16 protein-coding genes and 3 pseudogenes are annotated in these 18,285 nt (G+C 33.2%); 11 read left to right on the top strand and 8 right to left on the bottom strand.

The window, feature by feature from the left end; all coding sequences use genetic code 11:
* Positions 1 to 30 precede the first annotated feature (30 nt).
* From EDD72_RS01395 to thiI, 3 genes are all read right to left on the bottom strand, one after another.
* Positions 31 to 1,122, bottom strand: coding sequence for an MGDG synthase family glycosyltransferase (locus EDD72_RS01395; RefSeq protein WP_165894918.1), 1,092 nt, complete (start codon positions 1,120 to 1,122; stop codon positions 31 to 33).
* Positions 1,119 to 1,709, bottom strand: a complete 591-nt coding sequence (locus EDD72_RS12450; RefSeq protein ID WP_165894916.1) for a YkoP family protein — start codon at positions 1,707 to 1,709, stop codon at positions 1,119 to 1,121. The genes EDD72_RS01395 and EDD72_RS12450 overlap by 4 nt, the downstream gene beginning before the upstream one ends.
* A gap of 121 nt (positions 1,710 to 1,830) precedes the next feature.
* The gene (thiI, locus tag EDD72_RS01390) at positions 1,831 to 3,057 is read right to left on the bottom strand and encodes a tRNA uracil 4-sulfurtransferase ThiI (protein ID WP_132766844.1); all 1,227 of its coding nucleotides are present in this window, start codon (positions 3,055 to 3,057) and stop codon (positions 1,831 to 1,833) included.
* 194 nt (positions 3,058 to 3,251) lie between these two features.
* Between thiI and selD the strand changes: the two genes are divergently transcribed.
* Positions 3,252 to 4,322, top strand: a complete 1,071-nt coding sequence (selD, locus tag EDD72_RS01385; RefSeq protein ID WP_132767076.1) for a selenide, water dikinase SelD — start codon at positions 3,252 to 3,254, stop codon at positions 4,320 to 4,322.
* Between the two features lie 274 nt (positions 4,323 to 4,596).
* Here selD and EDD72_RS01380 read toward each other — a convergent pair whose 3' ends face one another.
* Together EDD72_RS01380 and EDD72_RS01375 are read right to left on the bottom strand one after the other, a co-directional pair.
* Positions 4,597 to 4,848, bottom strand: coding sequence for a hypothetical protein (locus tag EDD72_RS01380; protein WP_132766843.1), 252 nt, complete (start codon positions 4,846 to 4,848; stop codon positions 4,597 to 4,599).
* Between the two features lie 487 nt (positions 4,849 to 5,335).
* Positions 5,336 to 5,641, bottom strand: a pseudogene (locus EDD72_RS01375) (ISLre2 family transposase); the annotation flags it as partial.
* Between the two features lie 66 nt (positions 5,642 to 5,707).
* On the opposite strand from EDD72_RS01375, the gene EDD72_RS12670 reads away from it, so the two are divergent.
* From EDD72_RS12670 to EDD72_RS12660, 3 genes are all read left to right on the top strand, one after another.
* Entirely contained in the window at positions 5,708 to 6,073 is a 366-nt protein-coding gene (locus EDD72_RS12670; protein WP_207893612.1) for a hypothetical protein, read from the top strand.
* Positions 6,001 to 6,255 carry a transposase gene (locus EDD72_RS13050; RefSeq protein ID WP_201024203.1) on the top strand — a complete coding sequence of 85 codons (255 nt, stop codon included), beginning with the start codon at positions 6,001 to 6,003 and terminating at the stop codon, positions 6,253 to 6,255. Before EDD72_RS12670 ends, EDD72_RS13050 begins: the two co-directional genes overlap by 73 nt.
* A 69-nt stretch (positions 6,256 to 6,324) precedes the next feature.
* On the top strand, positions 6,325 to 6,798 hold the full coding sequence (locus EDD72_RS12660; RefSeq protein WP_201024140.1) for a transposase: 474 nt from the start codon (positions 6,325 to 6,327) through the stop codon (positions 6,796 to 6,798).
* Positions 6,799 to 7,095: 297 nt separating this feature from the next.
* Here the strand turns inward: EDD72_RS12660 and EDD72_RS01365 are convergent, their stop codons facing one another.
* Complete coding sequence (locus tag EDD72_RS01365) at positions 7,096 to 8,346, bottom strand: helix-turn-helix domain-containing protein (protein ID WP_165894913.1); 1,251 nt, start codon at positions 8,344 to 8,346, stop codon at positions 7,096 to 7,098.
* A gap of 449 nt (positions 8,347 to 8,795) precedes the next feature.
* Here EDD72_RS01365 and EDD72_RS01360 point away from each other — a divergent pair, with 449 nt between their 5' ends.
* Together EDD72_RS01360 and EDD72_RS01355 are read left to right on the top strand one after the other, a co-directional pair.
* Entirely contained in the window at positions 8,796 to 11,174 is a 2,379-nt protein-coding gene (locus EDD72_RS01360) for a ThiF family adenylyltransferase (protein ID WP_132766841.1), read from the top strand.
* A 3-nt stretch (positions 11,175 to 11,177) separates the two neighbouring features.
* The gene (locus EDD72_RS01355) at positions 11,178 to 12,404 is read left to right on the top strand and encodes an MFS transporter (RefSeq protein WP_132766840.1); all 1,227 of its coding nucleotides are present in this window, start codon (positions 11,178 to 11,180) and stop codon (positions 12,402 to 12,404) included.
* Positions 12,405 to 12,740: 336 nt separating this feature from the next.
* On the opposite strand, the pseudogene EDD72_RS01350 reads toward EDD72_RS01355, so the two are convergent.
* Positions 12,741 to 13,801 (bottom strand): annotated as a pseudogene (locus EDD72_RS01350) (UPF0236 family transposase-like protein).
* Positions 13,802 to 14,019: 218 nt separating this feature from the next.
* On the opposite strand from EDD72_RS01350, the gene EDD72_RS01345 reads away from it, so the two are divergent.
* The 5 genes and pseudogenes from EDD72_RS01345 to selA all read left to right on the top strand — a co-directional run bounded on the left by EDD72_RS01345 (position 14,020) and on the right by selA (position 17,449).
* On the top strand, positions 14,020 to 14,445 hold the full coding sequence (locus tag EDD72_RS01345; protein ID WP_068723485.1) for a protease inhibitor I9 family protein: 426 nt from the start codon (positions 14,020 to 14,022) through the stop codon (positions 14,443 to 14,445).
* An 88-nt stretch (positions 14,446 to 14,533) separates the two neighbouring features.
* Entirely contained in the window at positions 14,534 to 15,193 is a 660-nt protein-coding gene (locus EDD72_RS01340) for a hypothetical protein (protein ID WP_165894911.1), read from the top strand.
* A 179-nt stretch (positions 15,194 to 15,372) separates the two neighbouring features.
* Positions 15,373 to 15,582 carry a hypothetical protein gene (locus EDD72_RS01335; protein WP_068723480.1) on the top strand — a complete coding sequence of 70 codons (210 nt, stop codon included), beginning with the start codon at positions 15,373 to 15,375 and terminating at the stop codon, positions 15,580 to 15,582.
* A gap of 130 nt (positions 15,583 to 15,712) precedes the next feature.
* Positions 15,713 to 15,949 (top strand): annotated as a pseudogene (locus tag EDD72_RS01330) (ISAzo13-like element transposase-related protein); the annotation flags it as partial.
* A gap of 96 nt (positions 15,950 to 16,045) precedes the next feature.
* Positions 16,046 to 17,449: an L-seryl-tRNA(Sec) selenium transferase gene (selA, locus tag EDD72_RS01325; protein ID WP_132766837.1), complete on the top strand. Its 1,404-nt coding sequence runs from the start codon at positions 16,046 to 16,048 to the stop codon at positions 17,447 to 17,449.
* Positions 17,450 to 17,496: 47 nt separating this feature from the next.
* On the opposite strand, the gene EDD72_RS01320 is transcribed toward selA, so the two are convergent.
* Entirely contained in the window at positions 17,497 to 18,069 is a 573-nt protein-coding gene (locus tag EDD72_RS01320) for a hypothetical protein (protein WP_132766836.1), read from the bottom strand.
* Between the last annotated feature and the right edge of the window lie 216 nt (positions 18,070 to 18,285).

The following is an 18,285-nucleotide window of genomic DNA, read 5'->3' as shown; positions in this document are numbered from 1 at the left end:
GCTGCTATACCTTTGATATAGCAGCCTTTTTCATAGACGATTCAATAGGTTTTCAATAATCACATAGGAAGAATCAGGTTTGGAGATTTTCTTTTGATGTTGTATAAATTTCTGATAGATTCTCGGGTGATGATAAAGGTATTCTACCCAATAAGCAAGATGATTCAGATCATGAATACGAATAGCTGAACGGTTTTTAATTAGGAAGCGAGCGTTGTATTCTTCTTGTCCAGGAATTGGTTGATAGATTAAAATGGGAGTTGAAGTGGATAGAGCTTCAGAAATGGTTAATCCACCTGGTTTCGTAATGATTAAATGACTTTTCATCATGATTGAGCAGATATCCTCAATGTAAGGTAAAACCTCAAGCGAATAATTGATCGAAGGGGCTAATTGTGTTAACTCGTCATATAACTTTTGATTTCTTCCTGTAACCACACAGACTGTAAAAGGAACATTCTTGATTTTCTGCAAAGATTGAACAATCTCTTTAATCGCACCAATCCCAAGTCCCCCACCCATAACTAAAATCCGAAAATTTGCGTCCTCTTGATGTGGAAAATTTGGCTTTACATTTGAAAAGCTAGGGTCAACAGGGATTCCTGAAATAATCACACGTTCTGGTTTCATTTGATATTTGTTAACCAATTGATTTTTTAGTTCTTCATGGCCAACAAAATAATAATCAATTTTTGGATGAATCCAAAAACTATTCACATGATAATCTGTAAATACAGCAGCTAATTGATAATGGTATCGTTTTTTTAGTTTGGCTAAAACGGTTAATCCACTAGCATGCGTAGCAATAATCAAGTCAGGATTTTCTTCCTTTAAATAACGATCTAATTTGATCAGCATTGCATATGCAATAAATGGTTTAAATAAAAGGGAAAAATTCCCTTCTTTTTTATAGATCCAGCCCCAAATTCTTGGTTTTTTGAGGATGATGAAAAGATAGATTTTTTGAATCCATTGTTCTAATGTTTGATTGATGATTTTGAGTAAATGAACAATCTTTACTTCATGTCTTGGATCTATTTTTTTCATCGTTTTTAAAAGAGACTCAGCTGCTTTATGATGTCCATTTCCTGCAAACTCTTCGGTCATGATCAGAATTTTCATCGTCTCTCCTCCTTGACATCCTCTTCTTGGGGAAGCAAGTAGCGTTTGAATAATTGATCTTTCGACATATATACCCTTTTTGGAACTAACTCTTCTGACCTTAACTTCAGCCGTTCTTTCCCATTGGGATGAATGATATAAAGTATAAAACGCAAATATTGCTCTTTCCATTTGAATTTTAAGGTATTGGGTACTTTATCGACGTCAAAGCCTAAATGATGAATTCCCCGATGTAAAAAGGTCGTTCCAACGAGTGCTTTTACATTTTCCCCTTTTGGGTGATTGTAAATATAATCAGCCAATGTTGGTAACGAATCTTTGACGATTCGTAAGGTGGTTAATCCCAGTCGAGTTTCATTTGTAATTCCTTTTAACATCATGGTTAATTTCCAATTATATATATGTAATTTCACAATAGGATCTCCATGATGAATGATAACACCATCTCTCGTAGTTAAATCTGGGCCGCGGTACTTACAAAAAACGACACGGAAGATATTACTATTTTTATCCACGTACTCTAACCTTGTGATATGTTGATAAATAAAATCTAATACTCTCCACAATTCAAACAATCCAGCATTCAAAGGAATGTACTCCTTTCCTTTTCAACATATCACTGTTAGATTTCCCACATTTTGTATTATTCATTCATCGCATAAAGAAAAAAGGCTTCTCATCGATGAGACCGCCTTTTGGGATAAAATGTTATTTCATAAATTCTTGCATATCTGTAAAAATGACATCCTTTGCTTTCACATCATCTTGAGGTGTGATCATGATCGTTCTTGTTCGTTGAATCGCATCGTTAATCAGTTTATCGACTTCCATTTTTTGTTCTATAAACTCTGCCCGCGTTACAAGCGGCTTGGTTGTGGGGTTTTTGGGTACGAATAACGAACAGCAGTCTTCAAACGGACGAACAGAAGCTTCATATGTTCCAATTTTTCTCGCTACTTCAATAATATCCAATTTATCCATTGTGATGAGCGGTCGAAGGATGGGTATTCGTACCACATGATTAATTGTATACATACTCTCCAATGTTTGACTGGCCACTTGTCCCAAGCTTTCTCCTGTTACAAGAGCTAAAGCATGTTGCCGCTTTGCAAACTGTTCAGCAATTCGCAAAAACATTCTACGCATGATGGTGATGTTATAACTTTCTTGAGAATATTTCTTAATCTCCTTTTGTATCTCTAAAAAAGGAACAAGATGAAGACGAAATTGTCCAGTATAATTAGATAGTACCTTTACCAGATCAATCACTTTTTGTATCGATTCTTCAGAAGTTACAGGATATGTATGAAAATGAATCCCTTCTAATTGTAGTCCCCTTTTCATCGCATACCAAGAAGCAACAGGACTATCAATCCCTCCTGATAAAAGTACAAGGGCTTTTCCGCTACTTCCTCCTGGCATTCCACCGACACCTGGGATTGTTTGTGAATAAATAAAGACCCCTTCTTCCCGTATTTCTATATTGACAACTGTATCAGGCTGGTGAACATTAACGGTTAAATTCTCCGTATTTCTTAAGATGTAGGCACCTACCTCGTAGGTAAGTTCTGGTGAACTTAATGGAAATAACTTATACGGGCGTTTCGTTTCTACTTTAAATGTTTTGGGAAATGGTTTTACTTGTTGTAGTAATTCGAGTGATGTTCTTTTGATGTCTTCCACATCTAAATCTGTCCTTTTTACCGGGCTAAAGGAAACTAATCCAAAAACATTTTTTAAACGCTCAATGACCACATCGTGGGATGCCCCATGTAATTCAACATAGATACGACCAAATGTTTTTGTCACTTTGATCTGAGGCAAATCTCTCAAAACGTTGCGAATGTTCTGGAGTAATCGGTCCTCAAACCGATAACGATTTTTTCCTTTTAAGGCAATCTCACCATAACGAACGAGAATTGAATCATAATTCATTGCTTTCACCCTTTGCTATAATCTTTTCTTCAGTAAATGGTATGATATCAAAAATTTCTTCAAGAAGAAATACTTATAGCCTCAAAGTTTGAACAAGGTTAATCCAGAAAAGTTTGCACTAAATAGATTTTTTCCAAAAAATACATTATAATGTTATATAGTTTTTGCAAAAGGAGGGGTTTCATGTGGAAATTTTGGATTTAACTCAAAACAAAAATGAAAACAGCAAACCAAGATTAACCCAAACCACAACTAAATCTGGGTGAGGTTGCAAAATTGGTCCTGAGGACCTGGCGCAAGTTTTGCGTTATTTACCAAAGCAAGAATTCAATGAAAATGTATTAATTGGCTTAGAAACCCCTGATGATGCTGGTGTTTACAAACTTTCCGATGATTTAGCTTTAATCCAAACGGTGGATTTCTTCACACCAATTGTTGATGATCCATATATGTACGGGCAAATTGCCGCTGCTAACGCATTAAGTGATGTCTATGCAATGGGTGGGACACCATTGACAGTGATGAACATCGTTGGTTATCCTATTCGCAAGCTAGGACCGGAAATGTTAGCAGAAATTCTCAAAGGAAGTGCAGATAAAATTAAAGAAGCTGGTGCTGTTTTAATCGGCGGTCATTCTACAGACAACGTTGAACCACTCATTGGTTTATCGGTAACAGGTACAGCTCACCCAAATGAGATATGGACAAATCATGGAGCAAAACCTGGGAACAAATTAATCCTAACTAAACCAATTGGTGTCGGTATCCAAACAAAGGCAATAAAAGATGGCGTCCTTGATCAAAAACGGATCGAGCGAGTGACTGAAGTGATGGCCTTTTTAAACAAATATGCTGCTGAAGCAATGAAAGGCTATCCTATTTCTGCTGTAACAGATGTGACAGGATTTGGTTTATTAGGTCATTCTCTTGAAATGGTACAGAACACAAACGTGGGGCTTGTGATCGATTCAGCAAAAGTTGAAATTCTTGATGGTACCAAAGAGCTGGCAATCAATAAACACGTTCCAGCAGGTAGCAGGGATAACCTGAAATGGGTTTCCCAACATGTTATATTTGAGGATCACTTAGACGAATATGATCAACTATTACTTGCAGATGCCGTTACTTCCGGCGGATTACTTGTTGCTGTAGAAGGAAAGGCTGCAGAAGACTTGCTTCAAAAAATGCACGGCCTTGGTGTGAAAGATGCACAGATAATCGGAGAAGTTACGGATAAACACCCTGGAAAAATTCATGTGGTATAAATATCATCATCAGGAAGCACCCGCGTTCATATGGTAACAAAGCTTCACGTAAAAGGTAGTGGGTGATTGTATTGTAGTTAGTATCAAAAAAGGAGTAATCTATAGCCTTACAGATTGCTCCTTTTTTCTGAAATTTCCCTATTCGTCTTTTGGATACAATTTGTTAAAAGGTTCCCATTTTCCTTCTATATACACCTCTAAAATATTCCCTCCGCCAGTGAGAAATTCTATGGTTTCTTTATTTATCTGATAGGTTGTTATCGGTATCTCAATCTTAATATTTTTGATCTCGTAAGAAATCTAAAGTTTCAGATGCTTCCTCATAACCTTCTCTAACCTCTTTTGCTACTAATGAATATTTTGTCGTAGATTCGAACCTCTGTGCTAATTTCATTTGTCCATATACTGTTGTGTAAAATTCTTCAGAGGATATACTTTTCGTTTCAGTAACAACTTCTTTGTTACGATCGAATAAAAACTTATTCCATTGGGCTATAGCAGGTTTATACAAAAGGATTGCTAGCACAAGAGAAAAAACTAAGATAAAAAGAACAATTTTTATCTTTTTTTCCCATAACCGTTTAATGCTCTTTTCTTAAGATTCGCATATCCATAACTGTATAAAAACTTCTTATACATGGAAGTTAATACTAAAAAATTAATTATCTTCATAAGGGACGTTCAAATAATTAACTAGTCAATTTATGTAAAAAAAACAAAAATATCCTTTGTTTATATTTTAATGTAAGAAAGAGCAAACAAAAAACAAAACAAAGGATATGATGCAATGATACAACACTTTTTTGCGAAATTCAAAGATGTATTACAAGATGTTTGTGTCAAGTTTTTCTCGATCAACCTTTAACACTAGCAGTTACAGCATTCTATTATTGTACACTTTCCATAGCTACCACGCTATCGCTTGGTGGTCTGGGTTAATTAGTTAGGTCTAAGGAACCTAACTAATTAACCCAGGTATTTCGAATACTTTTCATAAGATTTCCTATTGCCGTTTAGTGAGCAGTATACAGGCTGATTGAGCCTTGCTTTACTCCAATCGATGGATGAGTGCTCTCTCGTAGAATTTGTGCTAATCTTACGGTTTTCTTCACGTCACGTTGTTTTCTTTCACTTCTTCGTTGATGTGCGAGATAAGTACTTCTTAATGTTTTATTTAAGATTCCTTGTTTCACTTTTATCATCGCTTCTGCACCTTCTAAACTCCAATGCATTCCTCGCTTTTTCATCCGGTAGGATACATGACGTTGGTTGGATTCCATTGCCCCTAAACTTCTTGCATCCTTTGGTGGGTTTTTTACTTTTTCTACTTGTTTCTGTTCATCGAGTGTGTTTGGAAAAAGGTTGTTAATAAAAATGAAGCCAAGATGTATGTGAATATTCAATCCTTTATCGAGGAAATGAATCTGGCCTATGAGACCAACTTTAAAGTAACCAAGGAAACCTTATTAGATGATCTAAGAGTCATACTTACCAACTTAGAAGAAAAACGAAAGCAAGAACAAATCGAGTTCGTTCATGGAATTGGAAAACGGAAGACCAAACTGCAGAAGTTGACAGAAGAATTGCAGACTTACTATGAACGTCAGGAGAGATACAATACCCACAACCAATTATTTGAAGGAAGAAACAGCTACTCCAAGACAGATACAGATGCGACATTCATGCATATGAAAGACGACCATATGCGCAATGCTCAATTAAAACCTGCTTACAACGTTCAGATTGGGTAGAGAGTGAGTATGTAACAGGAGTTGGGATATTTCAAGATCGAAATGATACCACAACCCTTATTCCTTTTTTAGACGAAATGGAATCCCATCTAAAAATGTGGTATCAGAACATCATTGCAGACTCTGGATATAAAAGCGAAGAAAATTATCTTTATCTGGAAGGAAAAGAGCAGACTTATTAAATAAAGCCTCAAACCTATGAACAATGGAAAAAGAAAAGTTTTAAAAATAACATTAGTAAACGAGAAAATATGTTTTACAATGAACAGACAGATGAATATACATGTCACAATAGAAAACAGCTTAAGCCCATTGGAATCACCCATAGAACATCAGCAACAGGTTACCGATCCGAATTAACCGTTTATGAATGCGAAGATTGTAGTGGATGCCAATTCAAAACGAAATGTACAAAATGTACAAAGGCAAAAGGGAACAGAAAGATGCAAGTATCTAAAACGTTTATTGAAAAACGTCAGGTATTATATGAGAATATTACATCCGAGGAAGGGACGTTGTTAAGAGTCAATCGTTCCATTCAGGTAGAAGGAGCTTTCGGCGTCCTAAAAAACGACTACGATTTTAATCGATTCTTAACACGTGGCAAAAACAGCGTCAAAAATGAGTTTATTCTCTTATGCTTTGGTTATAACGTGAATAAACTTCATGCAAAAATTCAGAAAGACCGTGTTGGAAAGTCGCTTCATGATCTAAAAATAGCATAATATATTATCGAAAAAAGCCTTGAGTTGAAGGCTTATTTATCCATGTCTAAAATCAGCCATGCCACGGAGGGAGTTTCTCCAAAGATGGGCTGATTTTTTATTTTCAACATAAAAAGAGAGCGCCGCTAACTACCTAAGGTAGTTTTGCGACACCCCCTTCTAGTATGTAATTATTTGTCTATTTGAACACTTGTAGCTTTAGGGGGCTCTTCAGCAAAAATAGTGACTTGTACCAGAGAAGTTATAGCTAGGATGCTGAATATTAAAGAAAATACCAGCTTCTTCATTATTATCACCTCACATTTGAATATTTTTTCTGGCATCATTAGCCAAACAGCAATAATCTTGACTCTTTTTATAGGATTGTTGATTGGCATAATAATTAGATAATTTTTCTGCAGCTTCACTTAATTCTTTCCAATTTTGTTTTTCTTGAAGGTAACGGATCGCTATTTCTTCGATATATTTACGCGATTGCTCTTGATCAATGTTATATTCTAATTGTAGAAGATATAATTTTATTTGATTAGTGATAATGTTATATTTTTCAGTAATTTTAAGTCCCTTTTTAATCCATCTTGTTGCATCTTCAATATTCTTGACGGCATAATAACTTTCAGCCAAGTAATAAATTGTATTGGTTATCCGTTCATGACATCCTTTTTTTAGATTTAAACTCTTGTGATAATAATCAATAGCTAAATCGTGTTGATCTACCTTAGAGTACATATACCCCAGATTGTGGTATATATTGCTTATCAGATATGGGTCATTGTGTTTTTCAGTGATTTTTAAAGATTTTTCCAAATGATGTTTTGCTTTATCATACTCTTTAATACGCAAGTAATTAATGGCTAAAATAGATTGGGTTTCGACACTGCGTAGGTAATCCATATTTTGATTGGATAGATCTAAAGCAGTATTTGCATAATGTATGGCTAAGGTAACATGATTTAGCCTAGTGTGAACGAGGGATATTAAGTAAGTCAATTCGGGTTCATCAATATGAATTTGATAGCCGATTTTTTCTGCTTTTGAGTAATAATCTAATGATTCTGAAAAATTGTTATGTAAATATTGATAAAGTCCATAAAAGTAATAGAAATAGTACTTTTGTTTATCGGGAAGATTTTTCTCTAATGCTTTGAATTCTTGAATGATCTTCTTGCTTTCATCGAAATTATATAATAATAGATGGTGTCTTAATGAAAATAATCGAAATCGGATGAATACAGTTGTATCTTCAATTCTACTTATGTCATTACTAATAGACTTTTCCATTTTGATAGCATTATCTTTATCTCTACTTTTTACTACTTCATACCACTCATCCAGTTTTCTATTTATTTCTTTAATCCTCTGTGTATCTTCTTCCAATGAGGGAATCTCTAGTCTTTTAAACAGAAGATTGACGACATCTCGATGTGGTTTAGCCGTGTTATTTTCGATCTTGCTTAAATAAGATTTAGAAATAATTCCGTCAGCTAATTGTTCTTGAGTAATTCCTTTCTGTATTCTATGGTATCTTATTTTATCACCTGTCTTCAAAAATACCACCCCCTTGAAGTTGGGAAACTTAACTTAAAAAAGTTATTTTAATTAAGGAATATTATACCATGTTTCCGAATTGATGGTAAATATACTATCTATTAAAATTTAATTTAGAATTAGCATTTTATACAAAACATCTTTCAATAATGTAATAGGGGGTGATTATAATGAAATTGAAAAGAGTTGTATCAAAGTCTGATCACATTTGCGTAGCTTTTTGTTAATACACGCTCCTAAGATTTAGGGAGGAAATGAAGATATAGCCAAATATATCCTCCCTAAATCACCTAAACAATATAAATTAAAGCAATGATTCTTATATAATATAGATTTGGGTGAAATAATCAAGAGATCAAATTAACTTATAGGAAGAAATCAAATTCAACTAACTGTAAGTAGACGTAAATAATCAAAAATATATTTGTTATGATGAGAGGAGTGAAAAAATGCGCTTAAAAAACCATCTTAATTTTAGAGGAAATAAAAAAAATAACGAGATTACTTTTCATATGTATGGTAGCTTAAATAAGGATATGATTATTGAAGTAGATGACTTTGATAAATGGTGGGAATATTTAGAGTTGATTAGTAAACAATATTATGAAGAGGATGTTAAGACTTGGATAAATAAATATCATGTTAATAATTTTGAATTAGAAGAGACAAATAAATTTTTATTAGATAACGGATTGGTATATATAGATGACAAATTAGAAGATTTTTCAAATTTGAGAACTGCAAATTTTCTAAATAATTTTCTAAATAATAGTGATAAAGATGAAATTATCCAAGAAATGTCTAGTAAGAGAGTTTTAATTATTGGTCTAGGTACTGTTGGAACCTCCTTAGTAAGGGTATTGTTACAATTAGGAATAGTAAAATTTGATTTGATTGAAGGCGACATTGTTGAAGAGAAAAATATAGTACATCAACATTTTTACACTGTTGAAGATATAGGTAAAAGTAAAATAAACGTTATAGAAAGAAAGATTAATGAGGTAAAGAAAAATATAAAATTAAATTTATACAATGAATATTTTGAAAGTGAAAAACAGTTTGATAATATTGATGATGTAAATTCTATTGATGCTGTTTTTATATGTTTTGATAGTCATGATACGAGTGTTTTACAAACTATTTTTGATTATTTTAACAGAAGAAAAATTCCTGTTTTTATTTCAGGTTATATATTTGGTATGGTAAGAGCTCTTGAAGTGAATCAAGATTTTTTAGATGAAAACCGTGAAGCTGAAAATAATATCCACAAATGGATTAATGAAAATTCAGGACTAGGATTGCTTGGTGATTTATCTGCAATATTACTTTCTAGATTGTGGTTACAAAAGCTATTTTCATTATTAGATTTTGATTTGAAAGAGTTAAGTTATAACTATTTAACTCCTTCAATGGAAAATGATAATTCGTTTAAAATTAAAGAACTTCAAACTGATTTTGATGAGTCTGAAAAGACTTTGAACATGCTAAAAAATGATGATGAAAGAAATTATTTTTATAATCAAATACTTTTTTCTAATGCACTTCTATTGTACAAAAAGTTCTATATTAATAGTGATTCTAATATATATGATGAAATTATACGGCTAAATACTAAATTCGAATTAGATTTAATTGACGAAGAGGATAAAGATCTTAATGAGTATGAGAAAATATTGTCTGAGAAATACATAGATTGTAAGGATACTAGGTATTCCATGAATGAATTTTCCATAAAAATGTTAGAAGCAAAAGATATTGATAATGATTGCATCAAAAAATATCAAGAAAATCAGTCAGAATTAATTGATTTATCAATAAACGCTTTGAAAAAGAAAAAAGAAATGTATTTTGATGAATTAATCAAAGAATGGGATGAAAAAAGAGACATTAAAATAGTATTAACTGGTATAGCTCAAGAAATGAACAATTTACTTTATAAAGATGATAATGAAGTTGATTATGAAAAATATAAACCTTATTCAGATAAATTTTTAGATGTTAATGAAGCTTTAATGCTAATTTCTGAAATTGACAGGTTTAATTTCATTTCAGATTTTAGAGGGTTTATTAATTATGTAACTACTCACAATATGATTACTATAACAGAAAATCGTGTTAATCCTTTATGTATTTGGAACCCGAGGTATGGATTATCTGAAATAATTGTAACATACGAAGGAAGTGGTAAGGATATAATGGATCTAACTCATGAAATTGGGCATGCATATTATAATTCTTTTTTAAATAGAGGTAATAATGCAAAGTATATAAATTCTATAGTATCTGAATCATTAGCAATACTTACTGAATTTAAACTTATGTTTATTTTGATGGAACAATCTAATTTAAATAAATCGTTTTTGAATATGATGATTTATAATCTTCAAGGTACAATGGTCGGTGTTTTTTCTTTAGATCTTTATGAAGAAGAAATTTTGAAATTGGAAGATATTAATATTGAGAATGTATTAGAAGTACGAAATAATTTAATTAAAGAACTTTTTGGTGAAAGAGTAGTTAAAAATGATGAATATAGCCAACTAAATATCACACTGAGTAAAGATGTTTTATTTGGAAAACGCGACATTTATTTATATCCACATGCAAAACTTATAGGTTTTAAGTTTGCAAAATTATTATATAAAGCTCCTGCATTTGAATTAAATCTAACTAATTATTTGAAGCAAAATGATCCAAGTCAAATAACAATTGAAAATATTTTGAAATCAGTTTTTCAAATTGAAGTAAATAAAGAATTTTATAAAGAGATAGGTAACGAAATGATTTTATTTTTATCAGACATAATAAGAAAGGTTGAAAGGGATTGAAGAATGAAAAATAAATCTTTTACAAATTTACTTTTAGGGATTGGTGTAACAAATTTCGGCGATAGTTTGTTTATGATTGCTATCCCGATCATTATCTATGCCCAAACTAAAAATAATCTTCTATTATCTATCAGCGCCTTAACATCAGTTATTCCAATCATTCTTGGCTTTCTTCTTGGGCCTTTATTTAATAAAATGGTCTCAAAAAAGAGTCTCATCTTTCTTCAAATCATCCAGATGTGCTCGGTGTGTTTAGTTTTTTTTGTGATATTTATTGGCATCAATCATTACAATTTTGTTTTCATTGTTATTGGAGAATTCATCTTCAGTCTTAGTAATTACGGTTCTTATATATTAACGCAGGTCATTGTACCTAAGGTGGTAGAAGAAAAAGAACTGGCAAAGGCAAATAGTTTATTAACGGCAAGCCGAAATATTATCAATGGAACAGCAGATGTGATAAGCGGTATCTTAGTTACGGTCATAAGTTATTTTAGTATTTTTATATTTGATCTCATTACATATTTCATAACGATATTATTTTTTGCCGGAGTCGAAGTTTCAAACGATAAAGGAAAGAATACAGATCAAGTTCGATTGAGAGAGTCGATAAAAAATTACCGTACCCAAATAAGAGAAGGTATCAGCGAAGTTTTTAGTAATAAATTTGTCGTCGGAATTCTAATTATTGCGGTGGTTTTACAATTCCACACTAAAATAAGCTTAATTACAGTCGTAGGGTATTTTGCGGACGGCGGAAAATCTTATTTATACGGAATTTATTTTGCAGTGCTTTTAATAGGGTTCAGCTTAGGAAGCTTAAGCTCAACAAAGATTAAAGATAAAATCGAATTTTCTAAATTGACCGTAGGATCATATGCTTTTGCAGGCATCGCTTGGCTTTTATTGGTTTTCTTATTTAAAGAGATCGGTGTATTAATCGCAACCTTTATTATGACGTATATTTCGGGCATATTTGAAATCTTAGTCGTTACAAAATTTCAGGAAATATATAAAGATAAGCTTGGAAATATATTCACCATCTTTATGGCAATCGCCGCTGTTGCTCAGATAGCCGGCTTATTAATCGCCCCATTCATGATTAAACTATTCGGAAATGCGAATATTATTTTGTATTTAGGTATACTTAATTTTATAGCGATAGCTTTGTATGCTTTAAATAGCTATGCTGTCAGGAAACATAAAGAAAAAGAGCTGGATACTATTTAACACTGATTCATATAAACAATTCATACCATAATATCAAGAAGCTCGACACCATATATGATACCATTGTATAATATATAGAGAGAAGTGATAAGCTTGTCGAAGTGGGAAAAGTTATTAAATAAAATAACTTCCCTGTCAAAGGACGTAAGGTTTGCGTTTGTGTCAAGTTTTTCTCGATCAACCTTTAACACTAGCAGTTACAGCATTCTATTATTGTACACTTTCCATAGCTACCACGCTATCGCTTGGTGGTCTGGGTTAATTAGTTAGGTCTAAGGAACCTAACTAATTAACCCAGGTATTTCGAATACTTTTCATAAGATTTCCTATTGCCGTTTAGTGAGCAGTATACAGGCTGATTGAGCCTTGCTTTACTCCAATCGATGGATGAGTGCTCTCTCGTAGAATTTGTGCTAATCTTACGGTTTTCTTCACGTCACGTTGTTTTCTTTCACTTCTTCGTTGATGTGCGAGATAAGTACTTCTTAATGTTTTATTTAAGATTCCTTGTTTCACTTTTATCATCGCTTCTGCACCTTCTAAACTCCAATGCATTCCTCGCTTTTTCATCCGGTAGGATACATGACGTTGGTTGGATTCCATTGCCCCTAAACTTCTTGCATCCTTTGGTGGGTTTTTTACTTTTTCTACTTGTTTCTGTTCATCGAGTGTACTTTCATATGTATCCAACCATAACGTAAAATCATCTAGATTGTGTTCTTTTAAAGCCTTTCCTATTGAATCCTTGTACTCGCTCTTCCCACCACCTATTGTCCTATTTAATGCCTGTGCAATATGATAGGGGTCTAACTGTTTTAAAACAGCATAACGAGACTGTGAAAAGGCTTCTTGAAACTTCTCCGCAGTATAGCCTTGTCCTCCATCGCTATTTGAAACAATCTGTGTATTAACTCGATAACCATTTCTTTATCCGCCTTTGCTTGTGCTTTTCCTACACGTCTTACGATACTTCCTATGGTTTGATGACTAATGTTAACTGCTGTCCATTCCTGTAATATACGTGCGGATTCACGATAGGTACTCTCACTTGCTAGTTCTGCTACTTTCACTTCAACTAAAGGACTATATCGCTGGTATTTCCGTATTCCTATCCACTCATCAAAAGGATAGTGAGAGTCCCCCTTTTTGTCACCCATTAATGTATGTTGGAAACGTACAGCGCTAAACGTAAATTGAATCGTTTTCCAATCTTCCCTTTTTACGAACCAACCTTTTTCTTGTTGTTTTTCCTTAATAACTTGATTTAGCTGAGTAAAAATCTCCCCTATCAAAGAAACAAATACTTCATGCATATAAATTTGAATGTTTTCCTCTAACTCAATTAAATTATTTGTATTCTTTATTAACTGATATAATGTTGATATAATATTATCCATGAGAAGGCCTCTTTCTAAAATGTATTTGCGTGGAAGCATACATTTATGATAGAACGCCTTCTCTTTTTTGGCTAGTATTTCCTATTAAAATCCTCGAGAATTATTTTACACATAAAATTAAAAAAATTAGGGAAATTAGGGAACCCTTTTTTTAAATTCTACGTCTATATGTTTGAAAAGGAAAAAAAGGGGGTGAAAATGTAAAGAGAACGCTAAGTATGATTTTAGCACTTTTTTTAGTAATTACACTTACTTCCGCTACATTTGCAATGGATAATGGTGTAAATACAAGCTCATCATTGGTTAAATCCTACTTAATAGGCTTTTATGTAATGGTAAATAAGGAAGTCATTAATACGCATGGAGGAAAAGTAAAAAAACAGTTTAAACATATCCCAGTTGTTTCGGTGGAACTTTCAGAACAAGCATTTGATTCTTTGTCTATGAATCCAAAGATTGCTTATATTGAAGAAGATGCAAAAGTGTCGATCAATAATCAAACAATTCCTTGGGGAATTCCTCATATTCAGACAACAGAAGCACACCAACAAGGTTTTACTGGGAAAAAGACATTGGATGAGAATGCAGTTCCTTTAGGGAATAGCTTTGAGTATGGGAATGGGTTAATAAAGGTTAATAATTAACATAATGAACAACACCTTTTTTGAAGAAATTAATGAATATTTGTACTCCATAACCATGTTTCTATTATATATTTAAAGGGAATGAGAAATGGTGAAAAAGTTATTTAGTACTCTTATTATCTTAGCATTAATGATCGCATCTTTTGGTGGAGTTACTTTTGCAAAAGGAAAACCATTAACGGAAAAACAAGTAAATCAAATTAAGGCTAATTTTGGTAAAGCAGGAATAGATCAGGAAACGCAGTTAAAGCTTATTGAGAAGATCGAGAATGGGGAAATCCTCGATGCCAATAATCCCAAAATGAAAGATAAGGGTAAAATTAAGGAGAAAAAGTTTATAGATAAGAATGGTATTCCTGGTTATGAAAAGAAAATTATTTATCCTGATGGTTCAGTTGATATTACATCTGTCTCTGGTGGTACAAGTAGAACTGGTTCTGGTTATGTAAATTACATAGGAAGAAAGGTATCTAGATTAAGTGGAGGAATATATGCTTCATTTCTAGCAGATTATACGAATGTACAATACGGATATGATAGTTTAGATAGAGTATATGAATGGTATATTTCTGGTGTTTCTGATATTTCCAATATAACTTTAACTGTTGCCCAATCAAAAGAAACATCTTCAAGTGATGCTTATGGTTATCTTAGATTTACTGGGTCAGCAGGTGGTTATTATACTAGTACTTTCTATCTTAAACTGTTTGTTGGAAATGATACCGACTGGGATTCAGGAAATTGGTAGTAAATTTATACTTTGATATAGAAGTGATTTTATAATTATTAACGCTCACGTCATTGTCGGTGAGAAAGCGTTAACAATGTTACTACTCATCATTCTGTGATAGATAATGAGTGGTTATATGATATAAAGATTATGAATTTAGATTAATAAGTCAGCATATAGCAAGGGAGGTAAAAATATTGATTGGGAATGTAACATTTCAAATACTATCATTCGCCGGATTGATTCTTCCTTTAATACTTCTTATTTTAATGGTTGGAATTTATCGACTAGTAGTAAAGCAGCACAAGGAATTTTTACGAATAGATGAACGTAACTTAGCTTTTCAAGAACAGCAGATAGAGGCAATTCGAAAAATCCAACAAAAATTGTCGGATATTAATAGATGAATAAGAAAACACTAATTATTTAGAATGGGAAAATTGAAGGTAAGCGTCAAATAAACCACACGTAATTAAAAAAACAGGGGCTGTCCAAAAAGTGATATGTGATATGCTCCCCTTAAGTTTAAACAGATTTTTGTTTTTTAACCTGTCTACCTTAAGGGGAGCATATCATGATACGAATGACAGGGTGAAAATCGGTCCCTTTTCTAGGGGCGGAAAAAGCAGGACAAATACACAAGCAGTTGACCATGATTTTGGGAATGAATTTATTACACCATTTGGGATTTTAGATGTAAGCAATAATCAGCTTCATCTAGAATTCACCAAATCAAAAATGACAGCGGATTTTATGGTGGATGCCATTGAAGCCTAATTGAACGTGGGTTTTCTTTGATTCGTTTTAAAATAAAAGTATGTTATGATAAGATAATTCTAGCAATTATCATGATGAAGGAGCTCGTTTTTTATGTTAACCGAAAAACAAAAAGAAGCTTTAAGAGCATTACCCGCAGTTTCAACAATCCTTCAACTTCCAGAAGTGAAGAAGCTGATAGAAAGTTCTCCGTTAAATTTGGTCTCGGATATTATTTCAAAAACGATTGAAATTGAAAGAGAAAAGATCTTACAATCGGATACTCCTACTGTGCTTTCGCTATCTACTATTTTAGAAAAAATAAGACATCAATATAAACGGTTAACGACTCCCCATTTAAGATCTGTCGTAAATGGTACAGGAGTAATCTTACATACGAATTTAGGACGAGCAAAATTATCCAATGAGTCAATTTTTGCTGCACAACTAGCAGCTACAGATTACACCAATTTAGAATATACCCTATCAACTGGAAAACGGGGTTCTCGTTACGATCATGTAGAAGATTTACTGGTTCAACTTACAGGTGCTGAGGCCGCACTCGTAGTGAACAATAATGCCTCTGCTGTGATTTTAATCTTAAAAGAGATGGCACAAGGAAAAGAAGTCATTGTATCCAGAGGACAACTTGTTGAGATAGGCGGTTCTTTTCGCGTATCTGAAATCATGGCTCAAAGTGGTGCCCATCTAGTGGAAGTGGGAACAACAAACAAAACCCATCGGTATGACTATGAGCGAGCGATTACCGATCAAACCGGTTTATTAATGAAAGTACATACGAGTAACTTTAAAATTATTGGTTTTACGAAAGAAGTCTGCTTGAAGACACTTGTTGAAATTGGCAAAGAACATCAGATCCCTGTGTATGAAGATTTAGGTAGCGGAGTTCTCTATGATTTCAAAAAACATGGGATTGGCAATGAGCCAACCGTACAAGAGACTGTTAAAGCAGGAGCTGATCTTGTTTCTTTTAGTGGCGATAAATTACTTGGAGGCCCTCAAGCCGGTATCATCGTCGGTAAGAAAAAGTGGATTGATCGTTTAAAGAAAAATCAATTGACCCGTTCTCTTCGAGTCGATAAAATGACGTTAGCTGCTTTGGAAGCAACCTTAAGACACTATTTGCTTGAAGAAGCTCACGAAAAGGTTCCTACTCTAAAAATGATTCTGATGGATGAAAAAACCATTCAAGAACGAAGTCAAAAACTCTATGAGATGTTAAAATCAGTGGTATCGGAGCAATTTGAAATGAAGATTATTGATGGGTTTTCCGAAATCGGTGGAGGATCAATGCCTGATGTTCAGCTCCCTACCAAATTGATCAGTATTAGACCCTTCAATTATCCTGTTCATAAATTTGAACAAGAATTGAGGATATCTCCTCCACATATTATCGGACGAATTTTTGAAGAACAGTTTGTATTGGATGTTCGTACGATCGAACCGAAAGAATTCGAATTAATCTTAGCAAAAATACAACGGATAGTTAACAAGTAAGAGAGACGTTCTATTTCGCCTCTCTTTTGTTTCGATTCGTATAAGTTTTACGGTTTTACAATCGATGGGTCAAAATTATAGGTCACCATGATTTGTTCTGCTTTTGTCCCATCTTTTTGTAAAGCATATAAGATGAGAGTCCCAAATGGGCTGCTAGGATTTTGTTCTAATTTTATAGTATAGTGAAATTCTGCATAGCCCATGGCATCTCTTGTGGAACTTAATTGGAACTTCCCTTTACTTAAAATATTATGGCCATCTTCAAATTCATAATGTAACTCCGTTGCATCTATTTTTGCTTTTCCTTTAAGTTCAAAGCTCATCCCAATCTTCATCGATGAATCGGGTTGTGGTGATTCAATGACAATCCTCTCATTTTTTTGTTGTTGGTTTGTATTTTGCTGGTTTTTGCTTTGGTTATTCTGATCATATCTTTGTTCCTCATTATTTCGCCCACTAAGTTCTTTTGGAGCTGCTTGTTCCCGCTCTGTCGTTTTTTCTTGTTCAACTGATTGTGAATTTTGTGGTTGTAATTGATCCTGACTTGCACACCCTAGGAGCATACTAAATGAAAAAAGTATAACAATCAAAATGATCAACCAACTTCTTTTGTTTTTCAAAAAATCTCCTTCCTTTCAATATGTTTCATCTTCAAACACTCTTTTAGCTTAACTGAACGTTTTTTCTTTACTATCAATAATACGTGATTCTTGATTCTATCGCAAACAATCTCATTTTTTAGTTTGTGTCAAGTTTTTCTCGATCAAGCTTTAATACTAATAATATCAGCATCCTATTTTTGTACGCTATGCACAGGCTACCGCACTACTGTTTGG

This window comes from Tepidibacillus fermentans, from assembly GCF_004342885.1.
Classification (GTDB): Bacteria; Bacillota; Bacilli; order Tepidibacillales; family Tepidibacillaceae; genus Tepidibacillus; species Tepidibacillus fermentans.
The sequence above is the reverse complement of the archived record's forward strand: the minus strand, read 5'-3'. Positions and strand labels throughout refer to the sequence as shown.